Annotated in this window: 20 protein-coding genes and 2 tRNA genes; 7 read left to right on the forward strand and 15 right to left on the reverse strand. The window is 67.9% G+C overall.

Going from position 1 to position 21,550, the window contains the following annotated elements; genetic code table 11:
• Window positions 1-67: 67 nt before the first annotated feature.
• Window positions 68-1,084: a magnesium/cobalt transporter CorA gene (corA, locus tag ALI44B_RS07275; protein ID WP_077054105.1), complete on the forward strand. Its 1,017-nt coding sequence runs from the start codon at window positions 68-70 to the stop codon at window positions 1,082-1,084.
• Window positions 1,085-1,088: 4 nt separating this feature from the next.
• On the opposite strand, the gene ALI44B_RS07280 is transcribed toward corA, so the two are convergent.
• Together ALI44B_RS07280 and ALI44B_RS07285 are read right to left on the reverse strand one after the other, a co-directional pair.
• A complete protein-coding gene (locus tag ALI44B_RS07280) occupies window positions 1,089-1,670 on the reverse strand; it encodes a hypothetical protein (RefSeq protein WP_077054106.1) in 582 nt (193 codons plus the stop codon).
• A 2-nt stretch (window positions 1,671-1,672) separates the two neighbouring features.
• Window positions 1,673-2,248, reverse strand: coding sequence for a helix-turn-helix domain-containing protein (locus ALI44B_RS07285; protein WP_077054107.1), 576 nt, complete (start codon window positions 2,246-2,248; stop codon window positions 1,673-1,675).
• 115 nt (window positions 2,249-2,363) lie between these two features.
• Here ALI44B_RS07285 and ALI44B_RS07290 point away from each other — a divergent pair, with 115 nt between their 5' ends.
• Complete coding sequence (locus ALI44B_RS07290) at window positions 2,364-3,353, forward strand: cation diffusion facilitator family transporter (RefSeq protein ID WP_202969371.1); 990 nt, start codon at window positions 2,364-2,366, stop codon at window positions 3,351-3,353.
• Between the two features lie 133 nt (window positions 3,354-3,486).
• Here ALI44B_RS07290 and ALI44B_RS07295 read toward each other — a convergent pair.
• The 5 genes from ALI44B_RS07295 to serS all read right to left on the reverse strand — a co-directional run bounded on the left by ALI44B_RS07295 (window position 3,487) and on the right by serS (window position 7,314).
• A tRNA-Ser gene (locus ALI44B_RS07295) sits at window positions 3,487-3,575 on the reverse strand.
• A 104-nt stretch (window positions 3,576-3,679) separates the two neighbouring features.
• Window positions 3,680-4,981 (reverse strand): LCP family protein, encoded by a 1,302-nt coding sequence (locus ALI44B_RS07300; RefSeq protein WP_077054108.1) that lies wholly within the window; start codon window positions 4,979-4,981, stop codon window positions 3,680-3,682.
• A gap of 67 nt (window positions 4,982-5,048) precedes the next feature.
• A tRNA-Ser gene (locus ALI44B_RS07305) sits at window positions 5,049-5,133 on the reverse strand.
• 88 nt (window positions 5,134-5,221) lie between these two features.
• The gene (locus ALI44B_RS07310; protein WP_077054109.1) at window positions 5,222-6,049 is read right to left on the reverse strand and encodes an HAD family hydrolase; all 828 of its coding nucleotides are present in this window, start codon (window positions 6,047-6,049) and stop codon (window positions 5,222-5,224) included.
• Window positions 6,046-7,314 carry a serine--tRNA ligase gene (gene serS, locus ALI44B_RS07315; RefSeq protein ID WP_077054110.1) on the reverse strand — a complete coding sequence of 423 codons (1,269 nt, stop codon included), beginning with the start codon at window positions 7,312-7,314 and terminating at the stop codon, window positions 6,046-6,048. Before serS ends, ALI44B_RS07310 begins: the two co-directional genes overlap by 4 nt.
• A gap of 110 nt (window positions 7,315-7,424) precedes the next feature.
• Here serS and ALI44B_RS07320 point away from each other — a divergent pair, with 110 nt between their 5' ends.
• Window positions 7,425-8,495, forward strand: a complete 1,071-nt coding sequence (locus ALI44B_RS07320) for a diacylglycerol/lipid kinase family protein (protein WP_083709719.1) — start codon at window positions 7,425-7,427, stop codon at window positions 8,493-8,495.
• Here the strand turns inward: ALI44B_RS07320 and ALI44B_RS07325 are convergent.
• From ALI44B_RS07325 to pheA, 3 genes are all read right to left on the reverse strand, one after another.
• Window positions 8,492-9,007 carry a hypothetical protein gene (locus tag ALI44B_RS07325; RefSeq protein ID WP_143459100.1) on the reverse strand — a complete coding sequence of 172 codons (516 nt, stop codon included), beginning with the start codon at window positions 9,005-9,007 and terminating at the stop codon, window positions 8,492-8,494. The two genes, ALI44B_RS07320 and ALI44B_RS07325, sit on opposite strands and share 4 nt — an antisense overlap.
• Window positions 9,007-9,921: a hypothetical protein gene (locus tag ALI44B_RS07330; RefSeq protein WP_077054112.1), complete on the reverse strand. Its 915-nt coding sequence runs from the start codon at window positions 9,919-9,921 to the stop codon at window positions 9,007-9,009. The genes ALI44B_RS07325 and ALI44B_RS07330 overlap by 1 nt, the downstream gene beginning before the upstream one ends.
• A gap of 74 nt (window positions 9,922-9,995) precedes the next feature.
• On the reverse strand, window positions 9,996-10,970 hold the full coding sequence (gene pheA / locus ALI44B_RS07335) for a prephenate dehydratase (protein WP_077054113.1): 975 nt from the start codon (window positions 10,968-10,970) through the stop codon (window positions 9,996-9,998).
• A gap of 130 nt (window positions 10,971-11,100) precedes the next feature.
• Between pheA and pgm the strand changes: the two genes are divergently transcribed.
• Window positions 11,101-12,720 (forward strand): phosphoglucomutase (alpha-D-glucose-1,6-bisphosphate-dependent), encoded by a 1,620-nt coding sequence (gene pgm / locus ALI44B_RS07340; protein ID WP_077054114.1) that lies wholly within the window; start codon window positions 11,101-11,103, stop codon window positions 12,718-12,720.
• Window positions 12,721-12,917: 197 nt separating this feature from the next.
• On the opposite strand, the gene ALI44B_RS07345 is transcribed toward pgm, so the two are convergent.
• On the reverse strand, window positions 12,918-13,772 hold the full coding sequence (locus ALI44B_RS07345) for an amidase domain-containing protein (protein WP_143459102.1): 855 nt from the start codon (window positions 13,770-13,772) through the stop codon (window positions 12,918-12,920).
• A 215-nt stretch (window positions 13,773-13,987) separates the two neighbouring features.
• On the opposite strand from ALI44B_RS07345, the gene ALI44B_RS07350 reads away from it, so the two are divergent.
• From ALI44B_RS07350 to ALI44B_RS07360, 3 genes are all read left to right on the forward strand, one after another.
• Window positions 13,988-14,965: a LacI family DNA-binding transcriptional regulator gene (locus ALI44B_RS07350; protein ID WP_077055426.1), complete on the forward strand. Its 978-nt coding sequence runs from the start codon at window positions 13,988-13,990 to the stop codon at window positions 14,963-14,965.
• A gap of 152 nt (window positions 14,966-15,117) precedes the next feature.
• Window positions 15,118-16,416 carry a cysteine desulfurase gene (locus ALI44B_RS07355; RefSeq protein WP_077054116.1) on the forward strand — a complete coding sequence of 433 codons (1,299 nt, stop codon included), beginning with the start codon at window positions 15,118-15,120 and terminating at the stop codon, window positions 16,414-16,416.
• Entirely contained in the window at window positions 16,416-16,946 is a 531-nt protein-coding gene (locus ALI44B_RS07360) for an iron-sulfur cluster assembly scaffold protein (RefSeq protein WP_077054117.1), read from the forward strand. Before ALI44B_RS07355 ends, ALI44B_RS07360 begins: the two co-directional genes overlap by 1 nt.
• On the opposite strand, the gene ALI44B_RS07365 is transcribed toward ALI44B_RS07360, so the two are convergent.
• The 4 genes from ALI44B_RS07365 to ALI44B_RS07380 all read right to left on the reverse strand — a co-directional run bounded on the left by ALI44B_RS07365 (window position 16,943) and on the right by ALI44B_RS07380 (window position 21,545).
• Window positions 16,943-17,878: a DNA-methyltransferase gene (locus ALI44B_RS07365; protein WP_496507433.1), complete on the reverse strand. Its 936-nt coding sequence runs from the start codon at window positions 17,876-17,878 to the stop codon at window positions 16,943-16,945. The two genes, ALI44B_RS07360 and ALI44B_RS07365, sit on opposite strands and share 4 nt — an antisense overlap.
• A gap of 50 nt (window positions 17,879-17,928) precedes the next feature.
• A complete protein-coding gene (gene lplAB, locus ALI44B_RS07370) occupies window positions 17,929-18,978 on the reverse strand; it encodes a lipoate-protein ligase LplAB (protein ID WP_077054118.1) in 1,050 nt (349 codons plus the stop codon).
• Window positions 18,979-19,041: 63 nt separating this feature from the next.
• Window positions 19,042-20,697, reverse strand: coding sequence for a carboxylesterase/lipase family protein (locus tag ALI44B_RS07375; RefSeq protein ID WP_083709721.1), 1,656 nt, complete (start codon window positions 20,695-20,697; stop codon window positions 19,042-19,044).
• Complete coding sequence (locus ALI44B_RS07380; protein ID WP_238592153.1) at window positions 20,667-21,545, reverse strand: alpha/beta fold hydrolase; 879 nt, start codon at window positions 21,543-21,545, stop codon at window positions 20,667-20,669. The genes ALI44B_RS07375 and ALI44B_RS07380 overlap by 31 nt, the downstream gene beginning before the upstream one ends.
• Window positions 21,546-21,550 lie beyond the last annotated feature (5 nt).

A 21,550-nucleotide genomic window follows, 5' to 3' on the forward strand; every position in this document is an offset into this window, starting at 1 on the left:
CTGCAGACGAACTGCACGCCCACCGCATCCCCCGCGGTCGTGCGGCACGGAGAAAGGGAGCCGACCCATGCCACTCGTGGACAACGGCGTATACATCGCCGGCAAGCGCACCGAGAACCCCGCCAGCCTGGACGAGACATTCGAGGCCATGCGATCGCGCAACGGCATGGCCTGGATCGGCTTGTACCGCCCCGACGCCGAAGAGGTGCAGGCCGTGGCGGCCGAATTCGGGTTGCACCACCTGTCTGTGGAGGACGCGCTGTCGGGCCATCAGCGGTCCAAACTCGAGCGTTATGACGACACCCTCTTCGTCGTGCTGCGGCCCGCCCGCTACCTCGACGCCGAGGAGGAGGTCGAGTTCGGCGAGCTGCACATCTTCGTGGGGCCGGACTTCGTGGTCACCATCCGTCACGCCGAATCGCCCAACCTCGCGCGCGTGCGCAACCGCATGGAGGCGAACCCCGCGCTGCTCGCGCTCGGGCCCGAAGCCGTGCTCTACGCCATCCTCGATGAGGTCGTGGACGAGTATGCGCCCGTCATCGCGGGCCTCGAGAACGACATCGACGAGATCGAGGATCAGCTGTTCGGCACCAACGAAGACGTCGCGCAGCGCATCTACGAGCTGTCGCGAGAGGTGATCAAGTTTCAGCGGGCCGTGCATCCGCTGACCGCGATCATCGAGGCGCTGCTGCGCGGGTCGGCCAAGTACCAGGTGGATGTCGAGCTGCAGCGTTCCCTGCGCGACGTGCTCGACCACACCATCCGCGTCGTCGAACGCACCGACGGTTTCCGAGCGCTGCTCGACAACGCGCTCACCACGCACTCGACCCTCGTAGCGCAACGCCAGAACGATGAGATGCGGCGGATGACCGAGACCAGCCTCGCCCAGAACGAAGAGGTCAAACGCATCTCGGCGTGGGCTGCGATCCTCTTCGCGCCCACCCTCATCGGCGCCATCTACGGCATGAACTTCGACAACATGCCCGAGCTGCACTGGGAGTTCGGCTACCCCATGGCAATCGGGCTCATGGTGCTGAGCGGCATCGGGTTGTACGTGGCGTTCAAGTTCAGGAAGTGGCTGTAGCGGCCTAGAAGTGGACGGGCCCGGGCGATTCGGGCACCGTCAGCGGGCCGTCGGACAGAATGCGCTGCACCATGCCGACGGCCCGTTCGGGAAGCAGATCTCCCGGGTAGAAATCTTCGTAAAGCGACTCAGCATCGGCAAGGGTGACGATGCCGCACAGCGCCAGTAGGTGGCGGATGTCGCGGGTATCCCGTCCCGGTCGATTCGCTCGCAGCTTCATGGCGAGCAGGGACTCCTTCGATGCCACTTGAATGACGACACCCCCGGAGTCGTAGATCGTTGCCCACTCAACGCTTCGGCCCAGGGTCGGCAGGGCGTCTGCTCCGGTCACCGCGAAGTTGAGCCACTCGGGATCCCAGTCGTGCCGACGCGCCACCTGTGCGGCCGCGTCCGCGACCGCCTGGTCACTTCCCGGGTGGACGTGGAGCGCATCCAGGTCCTGCGTGGTTCCGCGCTCGAAATAAAGGAGCGCGAGCGCTGCCCCTCCCACCAGCCGGATGCTAGCGACCTCTCGCGCAGCCTCGAGCTCGCTAGCGAGATCCCGGAGCCCATCGACGATGTCTGCGCGTTCGAGAGCTGTAGCCATCGCTACACGCTCGCGAACGTGTCACGCCAGGCCAAAACGCCTCGATCGAAGAACTCGTCGGGGATTTCCGCTCGCGGCGGTTCAGGATCGGCCGGGTCTACTGTGAGAACTTTCGGTTTGCGGAGGAACCGCTCGTCGGCGTCGACCCAGCTCGGCACCGGAAGGGATTCCTCGCGGAGGCGCCAAGCAACGACGGCCGCTATTGCAGCGTCCCAGAGAGGGTCGCGGGTGGATTCGGGCTCAGCGAGACCGAGAATGCCACGGACAAGTCCGTGTTCGGCCGCGAGGTTGTCATTGAGTTGGATGAGCGCGCGCAGCGCTCGATCTGGGTCTTCGGCCTGCACGCGGGTTCGAATCTCGGCCGCAATGGTCGCCGCGTCGTCGCGTCGTGTCGGCGCTGAATAGAGGCGGTACCCGGCCCCTGCGAGCAACCTATGGACCGTCGAGTACTCGGCGTCTCGGCCGCTCTCCGACCGGGAGACGTTTCCCTGATCGGTGCGGGCGATGTTGGCGAGTTCGACCTGAGTCAGCCGCTTGCTCTTGCGAGCCGCGCGAATGAGCGCTGCAACGTTGACCATCTCACCGTTCCCAAATATGTCTTATCGGACATATTTTATGTCCCTATGGACAGATTAGTCCGCGTTGCTGACGAGCGGAAGTACCCGTTCGAAGCTCCAGTCGTATGCTCGCTAGGTGAGCGATACGACGGGGACGAGTGGGCCGGAATCGGCGTCGGACGACGGCGCGGGCGAGGAGACGTCGGGCGGAAGCATCCGGACGGTTGTGATCGCGTTCGTGGCGAACCTGTTGGTCGCTGTTGCGAAGACGATTGCCGCGTTCGTGACCGGGTCGGCGTCGATGGTGGCCGAGTCGGCGCACTCGTGGGCGGATGCGGGCAACGAGATCTTCCTGCTCATAGCCGAACGTCGCTCGGTGAAGAAGATCGACGGCAGTCATCCGCGCGGGTATGGCCGCGAGGCTTATGTGTGGTCACTCTTCGCCGCCGTCGGGTTATTCACGGCCGGCGCAGTCGTGTCGATTCAGCACGGCATCCAGGAGCTGTCGAACCCCGAAGAATCCTCCGATCAGATCGTCGCCTACATCGTGCTCGCCATCGCCTTCGTACTCGAGGGGTTCTCCTTCGTGCAGTCGTATCTGCAGGCGAAGAAAACCGCCGAGGCGCGCGGGATGGGCACGTTGCACCACGTGTTGGGCACGTCGAACACCACTCTGAGGGCCGTCTTCGCCGAGGACGCCGCAGCACTGATCGGCCTCGTCATTGCTTTCTTCGGCGTGTTCCTGCACCAGGTGACGGGCAATGCCGTGTTCGACGCGGTCGGGTCGATCCTGGTGGGCGTTCTGCTCGCCATCGTGGCGCTCGTGCTCATCGACCGCAACCGCCGGTTCCTGGTGGGTGAGCCCGCCTCGGCCGATGTGCGGCGGCGCATCGTGGGGCTGTTGCTCGAGCGCGACGACGTCGAACGCGTCACCTACCTGCACCTCGAGTTCGTGGGGCCCGAGCGTTTTTTCCTCGTGGCCTCGATCGATCTGACCGGCAACGACCGCGAAGTGGATGTCGCGCGCGAGCTTCGCCGCATCGCCACCGACCTGGAGCAGAGCCCGTACATCGCGGATGCCGTGCTGACGCTGTCGACGCCGGACGAAACGTCGTTGACGGCGTAGATGGAAGCGGCGGAATTCACGCCTGAAGAAAAGTGCGGAAACGGCGGGAGGCACGCCGTTTCAATATGCGGAGACGGCGGGAGGCACGCCGTTTCAATATGCGGAGACGGCGGGAGGCACGCCGTTTGATGTGCGGAGACGGCGGGATTTGAACCCGCGGTCCCCGTGAGGGGACTCCACCTTAGCAGGGTGGTGCACTCGGCCGGACTATGCGACGTCTCCAATGCGGCCGACTGGCGGACGCACGTCTGCAATCATAACGGGTGCCGGGGCGCGAACCCAATCCGGTCGGGCGGCGGGTTGTCGCGGCATCCGCTCGGTGGTGGTTAGTTGTTGCCTTTGGAGCAGGTGCGGTCTTCGGCGGTCTGGCCGAGCACGTTCTCGGGCAGGGCCACGGCGCCCCCGGGGGTGGCGGGAGGAGTGGTCGCGCCGGCGTAGAGCGGGGGCGTCGTTGCGGTCTCGACGGGTGCCGGGGTTTCGACGGGCGCGGGGGTTTCGGTGGCGCCCGGAGCGTTGGGGTCGAGCTCGGAGCCGACGCCCGTGCCGCCCGTCAGCGAGATGGGCTGGTCGTTCTGGATGGCCTGGAACAGCGCGTTGGCCGACGATTTGATCGGCAGCACACCGCTCTGACCACCGGACTCGCCGATGCCGTTGGGGTATTGCACGAACACGATCTGGTCGAACGGGATGTCTTTCAGCGCGAGCGCGATCGACACCATGTTGTTGAGGTTGTTGAGGTGGTTCGACAGCGTCATGTTGCTGGCCGCGGCCTTGGCGATGCCGAACAGTTTGGTCGGGTCGGACAGCGTATTGCCGTCTTTGAGCGTGCGCACGAGCGCCGAGAGGAAGACCTGCTGGTTGCTGATGCGGCCGAGGTCGGAACCGTCGCCCACGCCGTGCCGGGTGCGCAGGAACTGCAGCGCTTCGAGGCCCTGCAGGTTGTGTGTGCCGGCGGCGAGGTCGAGGCCGGTGTAGGGGTCTTTGATGGGCGATCCGACGCAGACGTCCACACCGCCCACCGCATTAGACAGCTCGATGACGCCGTTGAATTGCACTTCGGCGGCGAACGGGATGCTGAGACCCGTGAGTTTCTCGACCGTGAGAACCGTGCAAGGCAGGCCGCCATAGCTGAGGGTGGTGTTGATCTTCTGCGAGCTCATGGCGCCGTACGTTCCACCGTCGGGGTTGGGGCACGCGGGGATGGGCACGAAGAGGTCGCGAGGGAAGCTCACGACGGTGGCGCTGCTGTGGTCTTCCGAGATGTGCAGCAGCATGGTCACGTCGTTGAGGGTGGCCGTCTCTTTCTCGGGATCGCCGAACATGGCGTCCTGGCCCTGGCGGCTGTCGCTGCCGACGAGCAGCAGGTTCACCCCGCCCTCGATGGCGTCGATATCGGGCATCTGCACGCCCGGCGTCTCGTTGGCCAGGGTGACCGACGGCTGGATGCTGGACACCACGCTCCAGGCGGCGATCGCGGCGACCGATCCGCCGCTCACGAGCAGGACGGCCACGGCGGCGGCCAGGAACTTGAGCACGGCGCCGACGGGGCTGTAGCGCTTGAGACGGCCGTGGCGCGCGATCGTGGGAACACGGGCAGCGCGGCGAGGACGACGTCCCAGATCGCTCACAGATGTTCCCCTCGTTGCCCTGACCGTGCGGATGACACGGATGATGCGGTTCGTGCAGGCACTTCTGCGGAGGGCGTGGGATTCGAACCCACGAGACATTTCTGCCCACTGGTTTTCAAGACCAGCTCCATCGGCCGCTCGGACAGCCCTCCCAGCCGCGCAAAACCTCGCCCGACCTCGGATGATTCTATCTGATGGACTGTTTCGGGCTCGTCACATCGGCGCGGGGCGGTTTGAACGTCAGTCGCGCGCGCCAGGGAGCGATAGCAGTGCAGCGGCCAAGCCGTCGTCGTCGACCGCGCCCGTGACCTCGGTGGCGACCTCTTTCACCTCGTCGGGAGCTTGCCCCATTGCGACCGCGCGACCGCCCGAGGCACCCGCCCACGTGAGCATCTCGATGTCGTTGCGACCGTCGCCGGCCACAAGCACACGGGATGCGGGAACGCCCACCCAGTCGCGCACTCGCTGCAGAGCCGTGGATTTGTTCACGCCGAGCGGCGCGATGTCGAGCCACGCCGTCCAGCCGATCGAATAGGTGACCTGGTGCAGGCCCATGCTCTCGACGATCTTGAGGAACTCCTGCTCGCCGTGCTCGGGCGACACGACGACGACGCGCGTGACCGGGTCGTGCAGCAGTCGCTCGAACGGAACCATCTCGGCGTTGTCGAGGTTCCAATCGACCATGCCCTGGGTGTAGCGGCGGAACCCGTCGGGGTATTCGACCATGTAGCGGCCGTCGTCGAGCGAGCTGGCGATGGTCTTCAACACGTCGCTCGGGTCGAACGTCTCGATGAGGTGTCGGCGGTAACCGTCGGCCTCGTCGTCGTCGCGTTTCATGACCAAGGCGCCGTTGGCGCACACCACGTAGTCGGGGTGGATGCCGAGGGTCTCGAGCACGGGCGCCGTGGTCTCCCAGCTGCGGCCCGTGGCGAGCATGATCTCGTGGCCCGCCTCTGTTGCACGCGCGACGGCATGCTTCACGGCATCCGTGCACGTGCCGTCTTCGTGCAGCACCGTGCCGTCGACGTCGAGCGCGACGAGCCAGCGCGTGGATTCGGTATCGCTCACGCGTTCACCGGCAGAGCCACCTCGAGGCCGCCCAGGTAGGGGCGCAGCACCTCGGGGATGAACACCGAGCCGTCGGCGCGCTGGTGGGTCTCGAGCAGCGCGACGATCCAGCGCGTCGTGGCGAGGGTGCCGTTGAGCGTTGCCGCGGGCGTGGTCTTGCCGTCTTCCCCGCGGAAACGTGTGCTCAGGCGACGCGCCTGGTAGGTGGTGCAGTTGGAGGTGGAGGTGAGCTCACGGTAGGCACCCTGCGTGGGCACCCAGGCCTCGACGTCGAACTTGCGGGCCGCGCTCGAGCCCAGGTCGCCCGCCGCCGTGTCGATGACGCGGTAGCTGAGGCCCAGGTCGCGCAGCATGCCCTCTTGCCAACCGAGCAGGCGCTGGTGCTCCTCTTCGGCGTCTTCGGGGCGCGTGTAGACGAACATCTCGAGCTTGTTGAACTGGTGCACACGGATGATTCCGCGGGTGTCCTTGCCGTAGGAGCCCGCCTCCTTGCGGTAGCACGTGGACCATCCGGCGTAGCGCAGCGGACCCTTCTCGAGGTCGATGATCTCGTCGGAGTGGTAGCCGGCCATGGCCACCTCGCTCGTGCCCGTGAGGTAGAGGTCTTCGTCTTCGAGGTGGTAGATCTCGTCGGCGTGCGAGCCCAGGAACCCCGTGCCGGCCATGATCTCGGGGCGCACGAGCGTGGGCGTGATGAGGGGCGTGAAACCGGCGTTGAGCGCGCGGTCGAGGCCGAGGCTCATGAGCGCGATCTCGAGGCGGGCGCCGATGCCGCTGAGGAAGTAGAAGCGCGAACCGCTGACCTTGGTGCCACGGGCCATGTCGATGGCGCCCAGCATCTCGCCGATCTCGAGGTGGTCGCGCACGGGGAAGTCGAACTCGGGCTTGTCGCCGACCTCGCGCAGAGTGACGAAGTCGTCTTCGCCACCCTCGGGCACACCGTCGACGATGAGGTTCTGGATGCTGCCGGCCAGGCGCACGAACTCGGCCTCGCTCTCGTTGGCGAGCTGCTGAGCTTCTTTCACCTTGTCGGCCAGGCCCTTGGCTTCGGCGACGAGCACGGCCTTCTCCTCTTTGGGAGCCTTGGCCACGAGCTTGCCGAACGCGTTCTGCTCGGCGCGCAGCTCTTCGTAGGCCGAGATGGCGGCGCGGCGGGAGCTGTCGGCGGCGAGGGCTTCGTCGACGACGGAGACGGAGGCGCGCCTCGCCTTCTGCGAGCGCCGGAAGAGGTCGGGTTGGTCGCGGAGGAGCACTGGATCGATCACCCGCCAAGTCTATCGACCGAACAGTTCTGCACAGGCGTCGGGGTGGGTGCGTGCCGCAATCATCCTCGCGGCCGAGGGCAGATCCCGCGCCGTACCGTAGCGTGGGCTGCATGACCATCGAGGCGGCAGGACCGGACGGCGCGGCACGCGAAACTCCCCGCCAGATCGACGAGGTGCGGCGCGCCGAAACTGCCGAGGCCGATACCCCGACGCAGACGCGGCGGGCGGCCGTCGTGTACAACCCCATCAAGGTGCGCGTTGCCGACCTGCGGGCGCTCATCGAACCCGCCGCGGCGGAGGCCGGGTGGGCCGAGACGCAGTGGGTCGAGACGAGTGTCGAAGACCCGGGCGAGGGCGTCACACGTGAGCTGGCGCGGTCGGGCATCGACATGGTCTTCGCCGCCGGAGGAGACGGCACGGTGCGATCGGTTGCGCAGGGGCTGCGCGATTCGGGGGCGTCACTCGCGATCATCCCGAGCGGCACGGGCAATCTGCTGGCCCGCAACCTCAACCTGCCCCTGTCGGATGTGCCCGCCTCGGTCGCCATCGCCTTTCAGGGCACCGACCGCAGGATCGACCTCGGTATCGTCACGATCGGGCGCGAAGACGGCCCCGACGAGGAACACGCCTTCCTCGTGATGGCGGGCATGGGCATCGACGCCACCATCATGGCCAACACCAATCCGGCGCTGAAGAAGGCCGTCGGATGGCTCGCCTACGTCGATGCGGGCATGCGCGCCCTGCCCAAGGCCCGCCCCTTCAAGATCCGCTATCAGCTGCGCGGGCGTCATGAACACACGGCGCACGTCTCCACCATCCTGTTCGGAAATTGCGGAACGCTGCCCGGCAATATCGAGCTGCTGCCCGATGCCGTGGTCGATGACGGGCTTCTCGATATCGCGTTCCTGCAGCCCAAGGGTGTGTTCGGGTGGGTGCAGGTGTGGCGCAAGGTGCGGTGGGAGAACAGCGCGCTGGCGAAGTCGTCGCTCGGCCGCACGATCGTGAAGGCGACCGACAACGGCGGGCCCAAGATGGTGACCTATCTGCGGTCGGAGTCGACGACGATCGTGCTCGAGGAGCCGCAGGAGATCGAGCTCGACGGCGACGAGTTCGGGCGGGCCACGCGTGCGCGGTTCTCGACCGACGCGGGCGCTTTGCTGGTGCGAGTGCCGGCGGTCTAAAGGCGGTCGGCGGATGCGGCCCTGATCGAGCGCTCGGCCCCGCCCGAGTACTGCGTCGCCGCGAACAACGCGCTCGCCGCGAGGATGCCGAGGCCTGCCATCAGAAGCATGGCCGAGGGTTCGAAGTAGGGGCGGCGGTCGAAGCCCCAGTAGAAGCCCCCGGGCCCGGGATTCGATCGGATGAGCACGCGCTCCTCAGCATCGGTGTAGGCATTCATCTGCGAGATGTCTTCGCCGTTGTAGGGAGAGACGGTCACCGAACCGGGCACCAATCCGGTGCGGATGGTCTCGGACAAACGGCTCGTGCGCAGCTCGACGACGCCGCGCAACGTGGGGTCGACGCCATCCGCGAGCACGATGGATGCCTCGACGTCGGCAATGCGGTCGCTGGCTGTGGTGACGACCGTGCCGAGACCTGCAATGGTGACGAGCGCCCCGAGGATGAACAGGGCCCATACGCGCACGGACGGCTTCATGCCGCGCATGCCGCCCCCGGGTTTGCGAACTCCCATCAGCGGTCGCGGGAGTTGGCGGATGACCCCGACTGATCGAACGGGACGAAAGTGGCCGAGGTCCCGTTCCAAGCGTCGTCGTCGTGTGTGAAGTCGGCGTCGAGCGCGGCGTCGTCGGTCGCGTCGACAAGGAGCGGGCGCGCGGCTAACCAGCTCGCAGCCACGAAGAAAAGCGCGCCCATGAGCGTGGCCCCTCCGACGATGACGAGGGTGGGGCCGAGAATCCAGGCCACTTGCACACCGGTGTAGTCGATCGGTTGATCGCTCGCGGATTGCGAGCCTGCCAGGGGGCTGTACATCATGAAGAGCGACCACCGTGTGAGCGAGACGCCGGCGATCGTCAGGACGCTGCCCGCTGCGAACAGCACGTAGAGCCAGGGGTTGCGCCACGGTGAGATGCGGCGTCGGGCCGAGGTCGGCGCGCTGGTGCCACCGGTGTGCGCTTCGGCCTCGACGCTCGTTGCCGCGGGCGCTGAAGCGGCCAGTGCACCGCCGCCGGCCGGGCGCCCGAGAGAGGGAGCGTGCGGCGCAGTGGCGCCGCCGCCGGTCGGCACCTGCGCCGACGAGGATGTGGATGCCGATGAGCCGGTACTGTCGGCCGCTGCGTAGGGAGAGAGGCGGGCCGCTTCCTCGGGCGGCATGCCGATCAATGAGCGGGCCTCGGTTCGGCGTCCGGGGAGTTCACGCGCTGCCGCTCCCCCGCGCGCTCGCCGTCGTTCGCCGAGGCCCGAGGCCGTTGTCGGTGTCGAGTCCGGGCGGGCAGACGCGGATGCGGCCGGCGACCCCGACTGGGCGCCGGAACGACCGGGGGCATAGGGCGACGTGCGGGAGGCATCCCGCACACCGTCGGCCTGCGGAAAGCCGCGCTGGAACTCGGGGGCGAAGCGGGGGTCGAACGAGGCGTCGTCGCTCATCGGGCGGTCCTCACGGTCGGGCGGTCACCGGGGTGACCGTGATCTGGCGGCGACGCGTCGGTCGCCCGGCGGCCTCACCGCTCAGGGGTATCGTACGGTTCGCCCGAGACGAGCGCACGCAACCAATCGCGAGCCTCGATGAAGACGGCGTCGGAGTAGCGGTCGTCGTAGGCGTTGGGAACGCGGTCGGCGCGCGGGTAGGAGCCGAGGAACCGCACCTCGGGGCTGAACCGGCGCACACCCAGGAGGGCATCGGCCACGCGCTCGTCGAGGATGTGACCGTCGGCGTCGATGACGAAACGGTAGCGACCGAGCTCGTCGCCGACCGGCCGCGATTCGAGCAGGCTCATGTTGACCCCGCGCGTGGAGAACTGCTCGAGCAACTCGAGCAAGGCGCCCGCGCGATCGACGGGGAGCTCGGCGATGAGGCTCGTCTTGTCGGCGCCGGTCGGTGCGGGAAGCGCGCCCGGGCGGCTGACGAGCACGAAGCGCGTGACGGCGTTCTTCTTGTCGCCGATGTCGCGCGCAAGCACATCGAGGTCGTAGTGCTCGACGATTCCGGGGGGTGCGATGGCGGCGTGGCCGGGGCGCAGGGGTTCGTCGAAGAGATCGGCCGCGGCCGCGACGTTGCTGGAGGCCGGGATGTGCGCGTGATCGGGAACCGCTGCGTCGAGCCATTTGCGGCACTGGGCGTAGGCGACCGGATGCCCGTTCACCACCGTGACCTCGTCGAGCGTCGTGCCCGGCCGCGCCACGAGGACGAAGTTGACGTTGACCAGGTATTCGCCGACGATGCGCAGATCGGGGAGCGTTGCAAGGGCGTCTTGCGCGACCGAGACGCCACCGTCGACCGAGTTCTCGATGGCGATCATGGCGGCGTCACTGCGCCCGGCGATCACGTCTCCGAGCGCCTCCCCCACGTTGTTCACGGTGCGCCACGTCTGGCCGGCCGCCTCGGGCACCTGCGCCAGGGCGGCCTCGGTGAACGTTCCGCGCGGGCCCAGGAAGCTGTAGGTGCGTTCGGGGACGGATGCGGCGGCTTCAGACATAGAGGAAGCGTATCGGCTCGCGCCACCCCGTCGATGTACGGCTTCTTCTCCACAGGCACCGATCTGCGAATCTCTCCACAGGCGCGTCAAGGGCTGTCAGGGCGTCGCCGTCCGGTGCCAGAATGGGCACATGACGACGCGAGCAGGAACCCCAGCACAAGAGTCCGACCTCATCGATGTCGAGGCGCTCATCAAGGCCTATTACGACCTCAAACCGGATGTCTCCGAGCCCGAGCAGAGGGTCGTCTTCGGCACCTCGGGCCACCGCGGTTCGTCGCTCAAGACCGCCTTCAACGAAGACCACATCGCGGCCACGACTCAGGCCATCGTCGAATACCGCGCGGGCCAGGGCATCACCGGGCCGCTGTTCCTCGGCGCCGACACACACGCCCTCAGCGCCCCCGCCCGCACGACGGCACTCGAGGTGCTCGTGGCCAACGAAGTGCGCGTGCTCGTCGACGAATTCGACGACTTCGTGCCCACCCCGGCGCTCAGCCACGCCATCCTGCGATACAACAACGCGGGCAACGACGACGAGGCCGACGGCATCGTCGTCACGCCCAGCCACAACCCGCCCGCCGACGGCGGCTTCAAGTACAACCCGCCACACGGCGGCCCGGCCGACAGCGATGCCACGAGCTGGATCGCGAACCGCGCCAACGAGCTCATCGAGGGCGGCATGGTCGAGGTCAAGATGGCCGAGCCGAGCGCCGTCGAGACCTACGACTTCCGCGGTCACTACGTCGACGACCTCGAGAACATCATCGATGTCGCGGCCATCAAGAAGGCCGGCGTGCGCATCGGCGCCGACCCGCTGGGTGGCGCGAGCGTGCACTACTGGCAAGCCATCGCCGAGCGCTACGAGCTCGACCTCACTGTGGTCAACCCCGAGGTCGACCCCACGTGGCGCTTCATGACGCTCGACTGGGACGAGAAGATCCGCATGGACCCGTCGAGCCCCTCGGCCATGGCGTCGGTTCTCGCCCACAAAGACGAATACGACATCCTCACGGGCAACGACGCCGACGCCGACCGGCACGGCATCGTCACGCCTGATGGCGGCCTGATGAACCCCAACCACTACCTGGCCGTCGCCATCGACTACCTCTACCAGCATCGCAACGGGTGGAAGAGCGACGCCGCCATCGGCAAGACGCTCGTCTCGTCGAGCATCATCGACAAGGTGGCCGAATCGCTCGGTCGACGCCTGTGGGAGGTGCCCGTGGGCTTCAAGTGGTTCGTGCCCGGGCTCGTCGACGGTTCGGTCGGGTTCGGTGGCGAAGAAAGCGCCGGCGCGAGCTTCCTGCGCTTCGACGGCACGGTCTGGACGACCGATAAAGACGGCATCCTGCTCGCTCTGCTCGCCAGCGAGATCATCGCGGTCACGGGCAAGACGCCGTCCCAGCTCTACAGCGAGCTGACCGAGAAATTCGGCGACCCCGTCTACCAGCGTGTCGACGCCGCCGCGTCGAAGGCCCAGAAGGCGAAGCTCGGCAAGCTCGACGGCGACGCCATCACGGCCACCGAGCTGGCGGGCGACCCGATCACGGCCAAGCTCACGCACGCGCCCGGCAACGACGCGGCCGTCGGCGGCCTCAAGGTCGTCACAGACAAGGCCTGGTTCGCGGCCCGCCCCTCCGGCACCGAAGACGTCTACAAGATCTATGCCGAATCGTTCGTCGGCGAAGACCACCTGCGCCAGGTGCAAGAGGAAGCCAAGAAGATCGTCGACGCGGCCATCGCCGAGTAGACGACGCACAAGGAGTCAGGCGAACGGGCCTGCGGTCAGCCTCGGCTGGGCGCGGGCCCGATTGCTCGGCTAGCCTCGCGCACTGCGGAACCAGACGTGTGGCTGGGCCGGGACGCTCCAGAACAAGGTGTGCGGCCAGACCGGACTCGAGGACCAGGCGCTCGGCTAGACCGAACGCTCCAGGACCAGGCGTTTGGTTAGGCCGGGACGCTCCAGAACCAGGCGTTGCCGCCCGGGTGCTCCACCGTGATCGTCTCGTCGAGGTCGCGGTAGTCGAAGTCTTTGTTGTGGCCGACAGCCTTGATGATCGTCTTGTCACCCTCGGTCGTGACCTGAGAGACGATCATGACGTGATCGGGAATGTTGTTCTGGTTCCAGTCGAACATGGCCACATCGCCCACCTTCACCTGGTCGCGCTGGTCGAGCGACAACCGCGTCAAGCCGAGCGCCGGGGTGGCCTGGAAAAACTGGTCCATGGCCGGCACGTAACCCCACGCGGGAGTCCAGTCGGCAGCCTGATTGAAGTTGTGCCAATCCCCCGTCTGCGTCCAGCCGCGCTGAATGAGCGTCTGGCTGACGAAGTTGGCGCAATCGCCGCCCACCGGGTTGAGGTTGCCCCACTCGGCGAGGTTGTAATCCTTCCAATACGACAACGCGTACTGCATCTGCTTGTCGAGAGGCGTGACCGACTCGAAGCGGTAGGCCGTGTCGCCGGGAAGAGAAACCGGCTCACCCGCCGCCGACACCTCGAGCGCCGCATCGGCGGGCTGGAAGTTCGCCGCCGCCGGAGTGACCGCCGTGACCGTCTTGTCGTCGACGACCGTCACGTCCGTGGCCGGAACACCGCCCACCGTGACCGCGTCGACCTTCGACAGGCCCGACCCCGCGATCGTGATCGTCGTGCCACCCGACAGGGCACCGGCGGCCGGAGAGACCTCGGAAACAGCCGGGGCCGTTGACGAAGCATCCGCCGAAGACGTCGACGACGCCGTGGGGGTCGGCGAAGACGTCGATGCGACAGGCTGCGTGCTCGTGCACGCCGACAACACCACGACGGCGCCGACGGCGACAGACGTCAGCAGGGCGCGACGGTGGAAAGACGAAGAATGGATGAGAACCCCCTCAAGGCAACGGTTCCATCGTACGGTGCACCACCGACGAAAAGGCTGGACGCGGCGCGAACGCAGCCCGCGCCCTGGCGCAATACGATGAACCCGTGGAGTCGCCGTCGCAGCAAACCGTCCCCCGCCGCACGCCCACCCTCGAAATGGTGGCCGAAGTAGCGGGAGTCTCGCGCGCCACCGTGTCCCGCGTGATCAACGACTCGCCCAAGGTCACGCCCGAAGTGATCGCCGTCGTCAACGCCGCGATCGCCGAACTGAACTACGTGCCCAACCGCGCCGCCCGTTCGCTCGCCAGCCGCAAAACCCAGGCCATCGCGCTCATCGTGCCCGAGAGCACCGCCAAAGTCTTCGCCGACCCGTTCTTCGCCTCCGTCGTGCAGGGCGTGGCCACCCACCTGTCGAGCACCGACTACACGCTCAACCTCCTCATCGCGTCAGAAACCGACCCCGACAAGACCCGCCGCTACCTGCTCGGCGGCAACGTCGACGGAGCCCTCGTCGTCTCGCACCACTCGGGCGACCACTCCTACACGCAGCTCGGCAACGCGCTTCCCATCGTCTTCGGCGGCCGGCCCCTGCAATCCGAGGCCACCGACAGCTACTACGTCGACGCCGACAACGTGCACGGCGCCCGCATCGCCACGGAATACCTCATCCAGCACGGCCGCCGCCGCATCGCCGCCATCGCGGGCCCGCAAGACATGCCGGCGGGCATCGACCGCCTGCGCGGATTCCGGGAGGCGCTCGACGCCGCGGGACTCGCCGAAGGCCCCGTCGAGACCGCCGACTTCTCCCCCGCCGGCGGCGCCGAGGCCATGCGGCGACTCCTCGCCACCGGCCAGCCGATCGACGCCGTCCTCGCCGCCAACGACCAGATGGCCGCCGGAGCCTACGGCGCCCTCGCCGAAGCCGGCCTGCGGGTGCCCCACGACGTGGCACTGATCGGGTTCGACAACGACAACTTCGGCGCCACCCTGTCCCCGCCGCTGACGACCGTGGACCAGTCCCCCATCGCCCTCGGCGAAGAGATGGCGCGCAAACTCGTGCGCCTCATCGCCGGTGACCCCGTGCCGCGCGCCACGATCACGCCGACGCGCCTGGTCGAACGCACGAGCGTGTGACCCGGGCATCCGAGTGACGCTCACGGCGTAACAGGAGCCTCTTCGCTGGCAATCCACGGTGTGCCCGGCGAGAATAGAAACGCACCTCGGATGCTCGAGCATCCCGCCGCGCCCCTCGTTGCCCGGCCGACACCCCGCATAGGAAGCACCCCGTGACACTCGCTGACCTCCCCCGCACCACCTTCGGTAACGACGACGCGAAACGGGTGCGGGCCGATTTTCCGGCGCTCGACCAGGAGGTGAACGGGCACGCGCTCGTCTACCTCGACTCGGGCGCCACCTCGCAGAAACCGCGCGCCGTGCTCGACGTCGAACGCCACTACTACGAGCGGCAGAACGCGGCCGTGCACCGCGGCGCCCACACGCTGGCGGCCCTTGCGACCGAGAGCTATGAGGAGGCGCGGGAGAAAGTCGCCGCCTTCGTGGGTGTCGACGCCAACGAGATCGTGTGGACCTCCAACGCTACCGAGGGCATCAACCTCGTCGCCTACGGCCTGTCGAACGCGAGCCTCGGCCGCGGCGGGGCTGAAGCCGACGCGCTGCGCCTCACGGCCGACAGCGAGATCGTCATCACCGAAGGCGAGCACCACTCGAACCTCGTGCCCTGGCAGGAGCTCGCCGCGCGCACGGGGGCCACACTGCGCGCCATTCCGCTGCAGGATGACGGCACCCTGTCGCTCGACGACGCCGAGCGCCTCATCTCCGACCGCACGGCCATCGTCGCCGTCACGCACGTGTCCAACGTGACCGGCGTGATCAACCCCGTCGCCGAACTCGTCGAGATCGCCCACCGCCACGGCGCCCTGCTGCTGCTCGACGCCTGCCAGTCCGCGCCGCATCTGCCGCTCGACCTGCACGCCCTCGACGTCGACTTCGCCGTGTTCTCGGGCCACAAGATGCTGGCCCCCACCGGCATCGGCGCGCTCTATGGCCGCCGTGCGCTGCTCAACGCGCTGCCACCCTTCCTCACCGGCGGCTCCATGATCACCACCGTCACGCTCGAGGAGAGCGGCTACCTGCCCGCACCCCAGCGCTTCGAGGCGGGCACCCAGCGCATCTCGCAGGCCATCGCTTTGGCCGCCGCCACGGACTACCTCGGCGCAATCGGCATGCACAACGTCGCCGCCTGGGAGCACACGCTCGGCGAACGCCTGCTCGCCGGGCTGCTCGAGATCGACGGCGTTCGCGTGCTCGGCCCACAGACCCCCGAAGGCCGCGCGGGACTCGTCGCGTTCGACCTCGACGGCGTGCACGCCCACGACGTCGGGCAGTTCCTCGACGACCGCGGCATCGCAGCGCGCGTCGGGCACCACTGCGCGCAGCCGCTGCATCGACGGTTCGGGGTGACGGCATCCACACGCGCGAGCACCTATGTGTACAACACGTTCGAAGACGTGGATGCTTTCGTCGACGGTGTGCGCGACATCCGCTCGTTCTTCGGGGTCGTGTAATGGCGTCGCCGGAGCTGGCCGGGCTGTATCAGCAGGTCATTCTCGACCACTCGAAGCTGCGCAAGGGCTCCGGTCTGGTCGACGGCGGTGTGGCCGAATCGCATCAGTTGAACCCCACGTGTGGTGATGAAATCACGTTGCGCCTGCACCTCGTCGAGGGCTCGGGCACAGGTACGGGCGCCGACTCGGGCGACGCGGGCGCGGCGAGTGACAGCACGGGCGGGAGCACCGGCGAGCCGATCATCGAGCGGCTGAGCTGGGACGGCCAGGGATGCTCGATCTCGATGGCCTCGGCCTCGCTGCTCTCTGAGCTGGCCCCGGGCCTGACGCCCACCGAACTGACCGAGCGGATCGCGCTGTTCCGCGAGATGATGCGGTCGCGCGGCGCGGGTGTCGAGGACGACGAACCACTCGGTGACGCCGCCGTTCTCGAGAGCGTCTCGAAATACATCGCGCGCGTGAAATGCGCCATGTTGGCCTGGGTCGCCGCCGAGGACACCGTTCAGCAGGTCACCGCAGGGCGCGCTTAGTCCCCGATCGCCGGTGCGGGCGCAGGTGCCGACGCCGCCGCATCCGCCGCGAGACGCGCGTGGATGACCGCGATCGACTCGGGGTTCTGGTCGATCAGCACGACGTTGCGGCCGAGCTTCTGCGCCACGGCCCCCGTCGTGCCGCTGCCCGCGAAGAAGTCGAGCACCCAATCACCCTCGCGGCTGGAGGCCTGGATGATGCGGCGCAGGATGCCCTCGGGCTTCTGCGTGGGGTAACCCGTCTTCTCGCGGCCCGTGGGCGACACGATCGTGTGCCACCAGACATCCGTCGGCAGCTTGCCCTTGAGCACCTTCTCGGGTGTCACGAGCCCGGGCGCCATGTAGGGCTCGCGGTCGACGGTGGTCGAATCGAAGTAGTAGCCGCTCGGGTTCTTCACGTAGACGAGGATGGTGTCGTGTTTGGTGGGCCAGCGGTTCTTCGACTTCGCGCCGTAGTCGTAAGCCCAGATGATCTCGTTGAGGAAGCAGTCGCGGCCGAAGATGGCGTCGAGCAGCACCTTGGCGTAGTGGGCCTCGCGGTAGTCGAGGTGCAGGTAGAGGGTTCCGTCATCGGCGAGCAGGCGCCAGGCCTCGATCAGGCGAGGTTCGAGAAAAGCCCAGTAGTCGTCGAAGGCGTCGTCGTAGCGTTTGAGGTCGCCGCGGATGCGTTCGTAGGTGCGGCCCTTGAAACCCGTGACGAGCCCGCCGGATTCGCCAGAGCCGCCCGCGACCGTGCGCTTGGCCGTGCTCGTCTGGCGCGTCTGGGCTCGGCCCGTGTTGAACGGCGGGTCGATGTAGATGAGCGTGAAGGCTTCGTCGGGCAGCGTCGGCAGCACGGCCAGGTTGTCGCCCTCGATGACGTGTGGCGAGACAAGCTGCGGCGCGGATGCCGATGCGGGCTCAGGTTCGGGCGCAGGCGCAGGCACGGGCAGCGACGCGAACGTGGGGCCGGTCGTGGGCCCGGGAACAGGGTCGGGCGCGCTCACGGAACCCGGTGCAGCCACTGCTCGGTGGCGAACTTCGACTCGACGAGCGCCTCGGCCGCCGCATACTCGTCGTCGGTGATGTGCCCCTCGACGGCGCCCGTGAGCGACACGAAGGTGGCCTTCATGCGGTCGATGATCTCGGAACGCTCGAGCCCCGACTGGCTGCGCAACGGATCGACGCGCTTGGCGGCGGACGTGGTGCCCTTGTCGCTCATCTTCTCGCGGCCGATGCGCAGCACCTTGGTCATGAGCTCGCCGTCCATGTCGTAGCTCATGGTGACGTGGTGCAGCACGGCGCCCGAACCCAGGCGCTTCTGCGCGGCCCCGCCGATCTTGCCGCCCGGGCTCGTGATGTCGTTGAGGGGCGCGTAGCTGGCGTCGATGCCGAGCGAGTGCAGCGCGACGAGCACCCAGTCGTCGAGGTAGGCGTAGCTCTCGGCGAACGTCATGCCCTGCACCATCTCGGCGGGCACGTAGAGCGAATAGGTGACGATCGAGTTCTTGGCCATCATCATGGCGCCACCGCCCGAGATGCGGCGCACGACGTCGAAACCGTACTTCTCGGCGTTCTCGAGGTCGACCTCGTTCTTGACCGACTGGAAGCTGCCGATGACGACGGCCGATTCGTTCCACTCCCAGATGCGCAGCGTGGGGCCGCGGCGGCCCTCGCCCACCTCGGCCGTGAGCACCTCGTCGAGCGCCAGGTGCACGCGCGGCGCGACGGCCTTGTCGTGGATGATCTGCCAGTCGTAGTCGCGCCAATCGGTCGCGTTCGACAGCGACCGACGGATGGCCGTGGCGACACTGTCGGGGGTGAAACCCAGCAGGGTGGCGTCGGCGGGCAGGGCGGCGCGGATGGCGGCGGCGAGCGCTGCGGCATCCGTCTGCGCCGGGAGACCGTTGACGGCGCGGTCGATATCGCCCAGCGCCTCGTCGGGTTCGAGGAAGAAGTCACCCGCCAGCCGGAAGTTCGCGATCCTTCCGTCGACGACATCGAGGTCTACGACGACGAGTTTTCCGCCCGGAACCTTGTACTCACCATGCATACGCCCAGCCTAACGGCGCGTTCCGTGATCGCACCCCGCAATCGCACCGCACAGCTCCAACCGTCATCGCGGCCAGACGAGCGTCGACCAGGCCTCGCGTTTCGCGGGTTCGAGTTCGGCCATGTCGTGCCCGCCTTCGGACGTGAAGCGGTGCACCGAGCGGCCCTCGTGGTGCGGCGCCCACGGCCGGCCGGGTGTGCTGGGGTCGCCCGCACGCACGAAGGCGATCCAGGCATCCTGCATCTCGGCGGACAAACGGCGGATGGTGCGCCGCGGGCCCAGCACCCCGAGAACTTTTCCGATGGGCTCGCCGAGCGTTCCGAACACGAGGGGGATTTCGGACCCGTGGGTGACGCCCAGGCCGAGGAGCCGCTCGATGCGCGAGGCGAAACCGTATTGGTAGACGAAGGTCTGGGCGCGAGGGGCATTCCGACGGGGCTGGCCGCCGCCGCCGGCGTTGGACGTGTTGCCGGCGTGAATGGTGTGCCCGGCGGCGGCGCGCAGGACGGGTTGTCGGAACGTCCAGTTGGTGCCGAAGTCGAGGGCCGCTCGTGACGTGTGGGGCCGGGAGTAGGAGTCGAGGATGCGCTGGCGGCTCGCGGCATCCGCGTTCTCGAGCGTTCTCAGCATGAGGTCGACCGTGGTGGGCACGATCGGCGGGTCGGCACGTTTGAACAGCGTCGATTCGTCATCGTTGGTGCCGATGAGGAGCGGCACGGCGTGCGTGCGACCGGTTTCGAAGGCGTCGAGCGGATGCTGCGGCAGATACGAGCCGTCGACCACCTGCCCGAACGCCAACGTTCCGGGGCGCTCGCGCGCGTTGCGGGTGAGCACGACCGACGACGCCTGCACGATGAGCGACACGGGAACGTCGCGCAGGCGCGCCACCTCGGCGGGTTCGATGCCGAGTTCGTGGAGGATCTCGCGCGCGCGGGCCGCCGACCGTTCGCGTCCGTAGACGGTGGTGACGGGCGGGCTCTCGGCGATCGCTCCGCGGAAGAGCCCTGCGGCAGCGGGCGTGGCGAGCAGAGTGGTGACCATCGACGCGCCCGCCGACTCGCCCATGATGGTGACACGCGTGGGGTCGCCGCCGAACGCCCCGATGTTGGCGCGCACCCACTCGAGCGCGGCCACGGCATCGCGCAGCGCCAGGTTGCTGTCGAAGCCGTCGCGGCCCGCGAGCCCGGCGCGACCGTCGCGGTCGACACCGCGACCGGCACCGCGGCCGAACGACGAGAAGTCGCCGAAGCCGAGCGCGCCCAGACGGTAGTTGGCGGTGACGACCACGAGGTCGCCGCGAGCGGACAGTGACGCGCCGTCATAGTCGGGCAGCGACGAGGCCCCTGACACATTGGCGCCGCCGTGGAACCACACGAGCACCGGCCGCAGCGGCCTCCCGCCGACGCTTGAGGGCGCCCCGGGTGACCACACGTTGAGGTTGAGGCAGTCCTCGTTCTGCTCGGGCCCACCCGCCTTGGTCATGACGCCCGACGTGCGGTGATCGTCTTGAGGCGCGATGAAACCGAACCGCGTGGCGTCTCGCACACCGCTCCACGGCGCGACCGGTTGCGGCGCCCGTCCGCGCGCATCCCCCACGGGCGGCGCGGCGAAAGGGATGCCGCGCCACACCGAAACGGGCCCGGCAGACTCGCCGAGCACACGCCCGGATGCGGTCTCGACGACGTAGTTCATGCGCGCGGGAACCGGGCGTCGAGCCATCCGATGAGGTCGCGGATGATGTCGAGCTTGTTGGTCTCGTTGTAGATCTCGTGACGCGCCCCGGGATAGATCATGAGCGTGACATCGGTGAGGCCGGCCCGGCGCTGATAGGCCTTCTGCAGCAGGGTCATGCCGCGCGTTCCCCCGAGCGGGTCGTCGGAGCCGCCCTGGATGAGCACGGGCAGAGTCGGCGACATCTTCTTTGCGGGCCGGCCGAGAAAGGCCACCGCTTGGCGCAGCGTCCACACGGGCGTGACGGCGATGTCGAATGTGAGCGGGTCGGCCGCAAACCGCTCGCGGGCGGCGGGATCGCGGCTCAACCACTCGAGGCCCGTCGCATCCGGGCCACGCCAGCGCTTGTTCAGGTCGCCGCCGTTCAAGGCGCCCGGCATCGCAAGCGAGGTGCCGGACAGCACGAAACCGTCGTAGATATCGGTGGTGCCCACGATCTTCTGGGCCATGAGCGAGCCCCAGCTGTGGCCGATCATGACGAGCGGCAGATCGGGGTTCTCGGCCCGGATGCGCTCACCGACGGCCTGCACGGAACGGGTCGCCGCCTTGGTCGCGCCGGGCCCCAGATGCGAGAGTCCGAGGTGACCGAGCCCGGTCTGCCCGTGCCCACGGTGATCGTCGGCCACCACGGTGTAGCCGGCATCGACCAGGTGCCGCGCCAGCTCGTCGTAGCGCCGAGCGTGGTCGCCGGCACCATGCGACACGTGGATGATCGCGCGCGGCCTCTCGGCCCGCCACACGTAGTAGAACACCTCCACGTCGTCGGCGTCGCGCAGGGTGAAGGTCTCGGGTGTCGCCGGCCCCGTCGGGCGGGGGGACGATGAGTTCGGGCTCACGTTCT

Origin of the sequence: Leifsonia sp. ALI-44-B (assembly GCF_001984125.1) — a bacterium.
Taxonomy (GTDB): Bacteria; Actinomycetota; Actinomycetes; order Actinomycetales; family Microbacteriaceae; genus Okibacterium.

Coding starts and splice junctions, on each gene's coding strand:
- corA (WP_077054105.1), top strand. CDS start 68: ATGCCACTCGTGGACAACGGCGTATACATCGCCGGCAAGCGCACCGAG.
- ALI44B_RS07280 (WP_077054106.1), bottom strand. CDS start 1,670: ATGGCTACAGCTCTCGAACGCGCAGACATCGTCGATGGGCTCCGGGAT.
- ALI44B_RS07285 (WP_077054107.1), bottom strand. CDS start 2,248: ATGGTCAACGTTGCAGCGCTCATTCGCGCGGCTCGCAAGAGCAAGCGG.
- ALI44B_RS07320 (WP_083709719.1), top strand. CDS start 7,425: ATGACCATCGAGGCGGCAGGACCGGACGGCGCGGCACGCGAAACTCCC.
- ALI44B_RS07325 (WP_143459100.1), bottom strand. CDS start 9,007: ATGGGAGTTCGCAAACCCGGGGGCGGCATGCGCGGCATGAAGCCGTCC.
- ALI44B_RS07330 (WP_077054112.1), bottom strand. CDS start 9,921: ATGAGCGACGACGCCTCGTTCGACCCCCGCTTCGCCCCCGAGTTCCAG.
- pheA (WP_077054113.1), bottom strand. CDS start 10,970: ATGTCTGAAGCCGCCGCATCCGTCCCCGAACGCACCTACAGCTTCCTG.
- pgm (WP_077054114.1), top strand. CDS start 11,101: ATGACGACGCGAGCAGGAACCCCAGCACAAGAGTCCGACCTCATCGAT.
- ALI44B_RS07350 (WP_077055426.1), top strand. CDS start 13,988: ATGGTGGCCGAAGTAGCGGGAGTCTCGCGCGCCACCGTGTCCCGCGTG.
- ALI44B_RS07360 (WP_077054117.1), top strand. CDS start 16,416: ATGGCGTCGCCGGAGCTGGCCGGGCTGTATCAGCAGGTCATTCTCGAC.
- lplAB (WP_077054118.1), bottom strand. CDS start 18,978: ATGCATGGTGAGTACAAGGTTCCGGGCGGAAAACTCGTCGTCGTAGAC.
- ALI44B_RS07375 (WP_083709721.1), bottom strand. CDS start 20,697: ATGGCTCGACGCCCGGTTCCCGCGCGCATGAACTACGTCGTCGAGACC.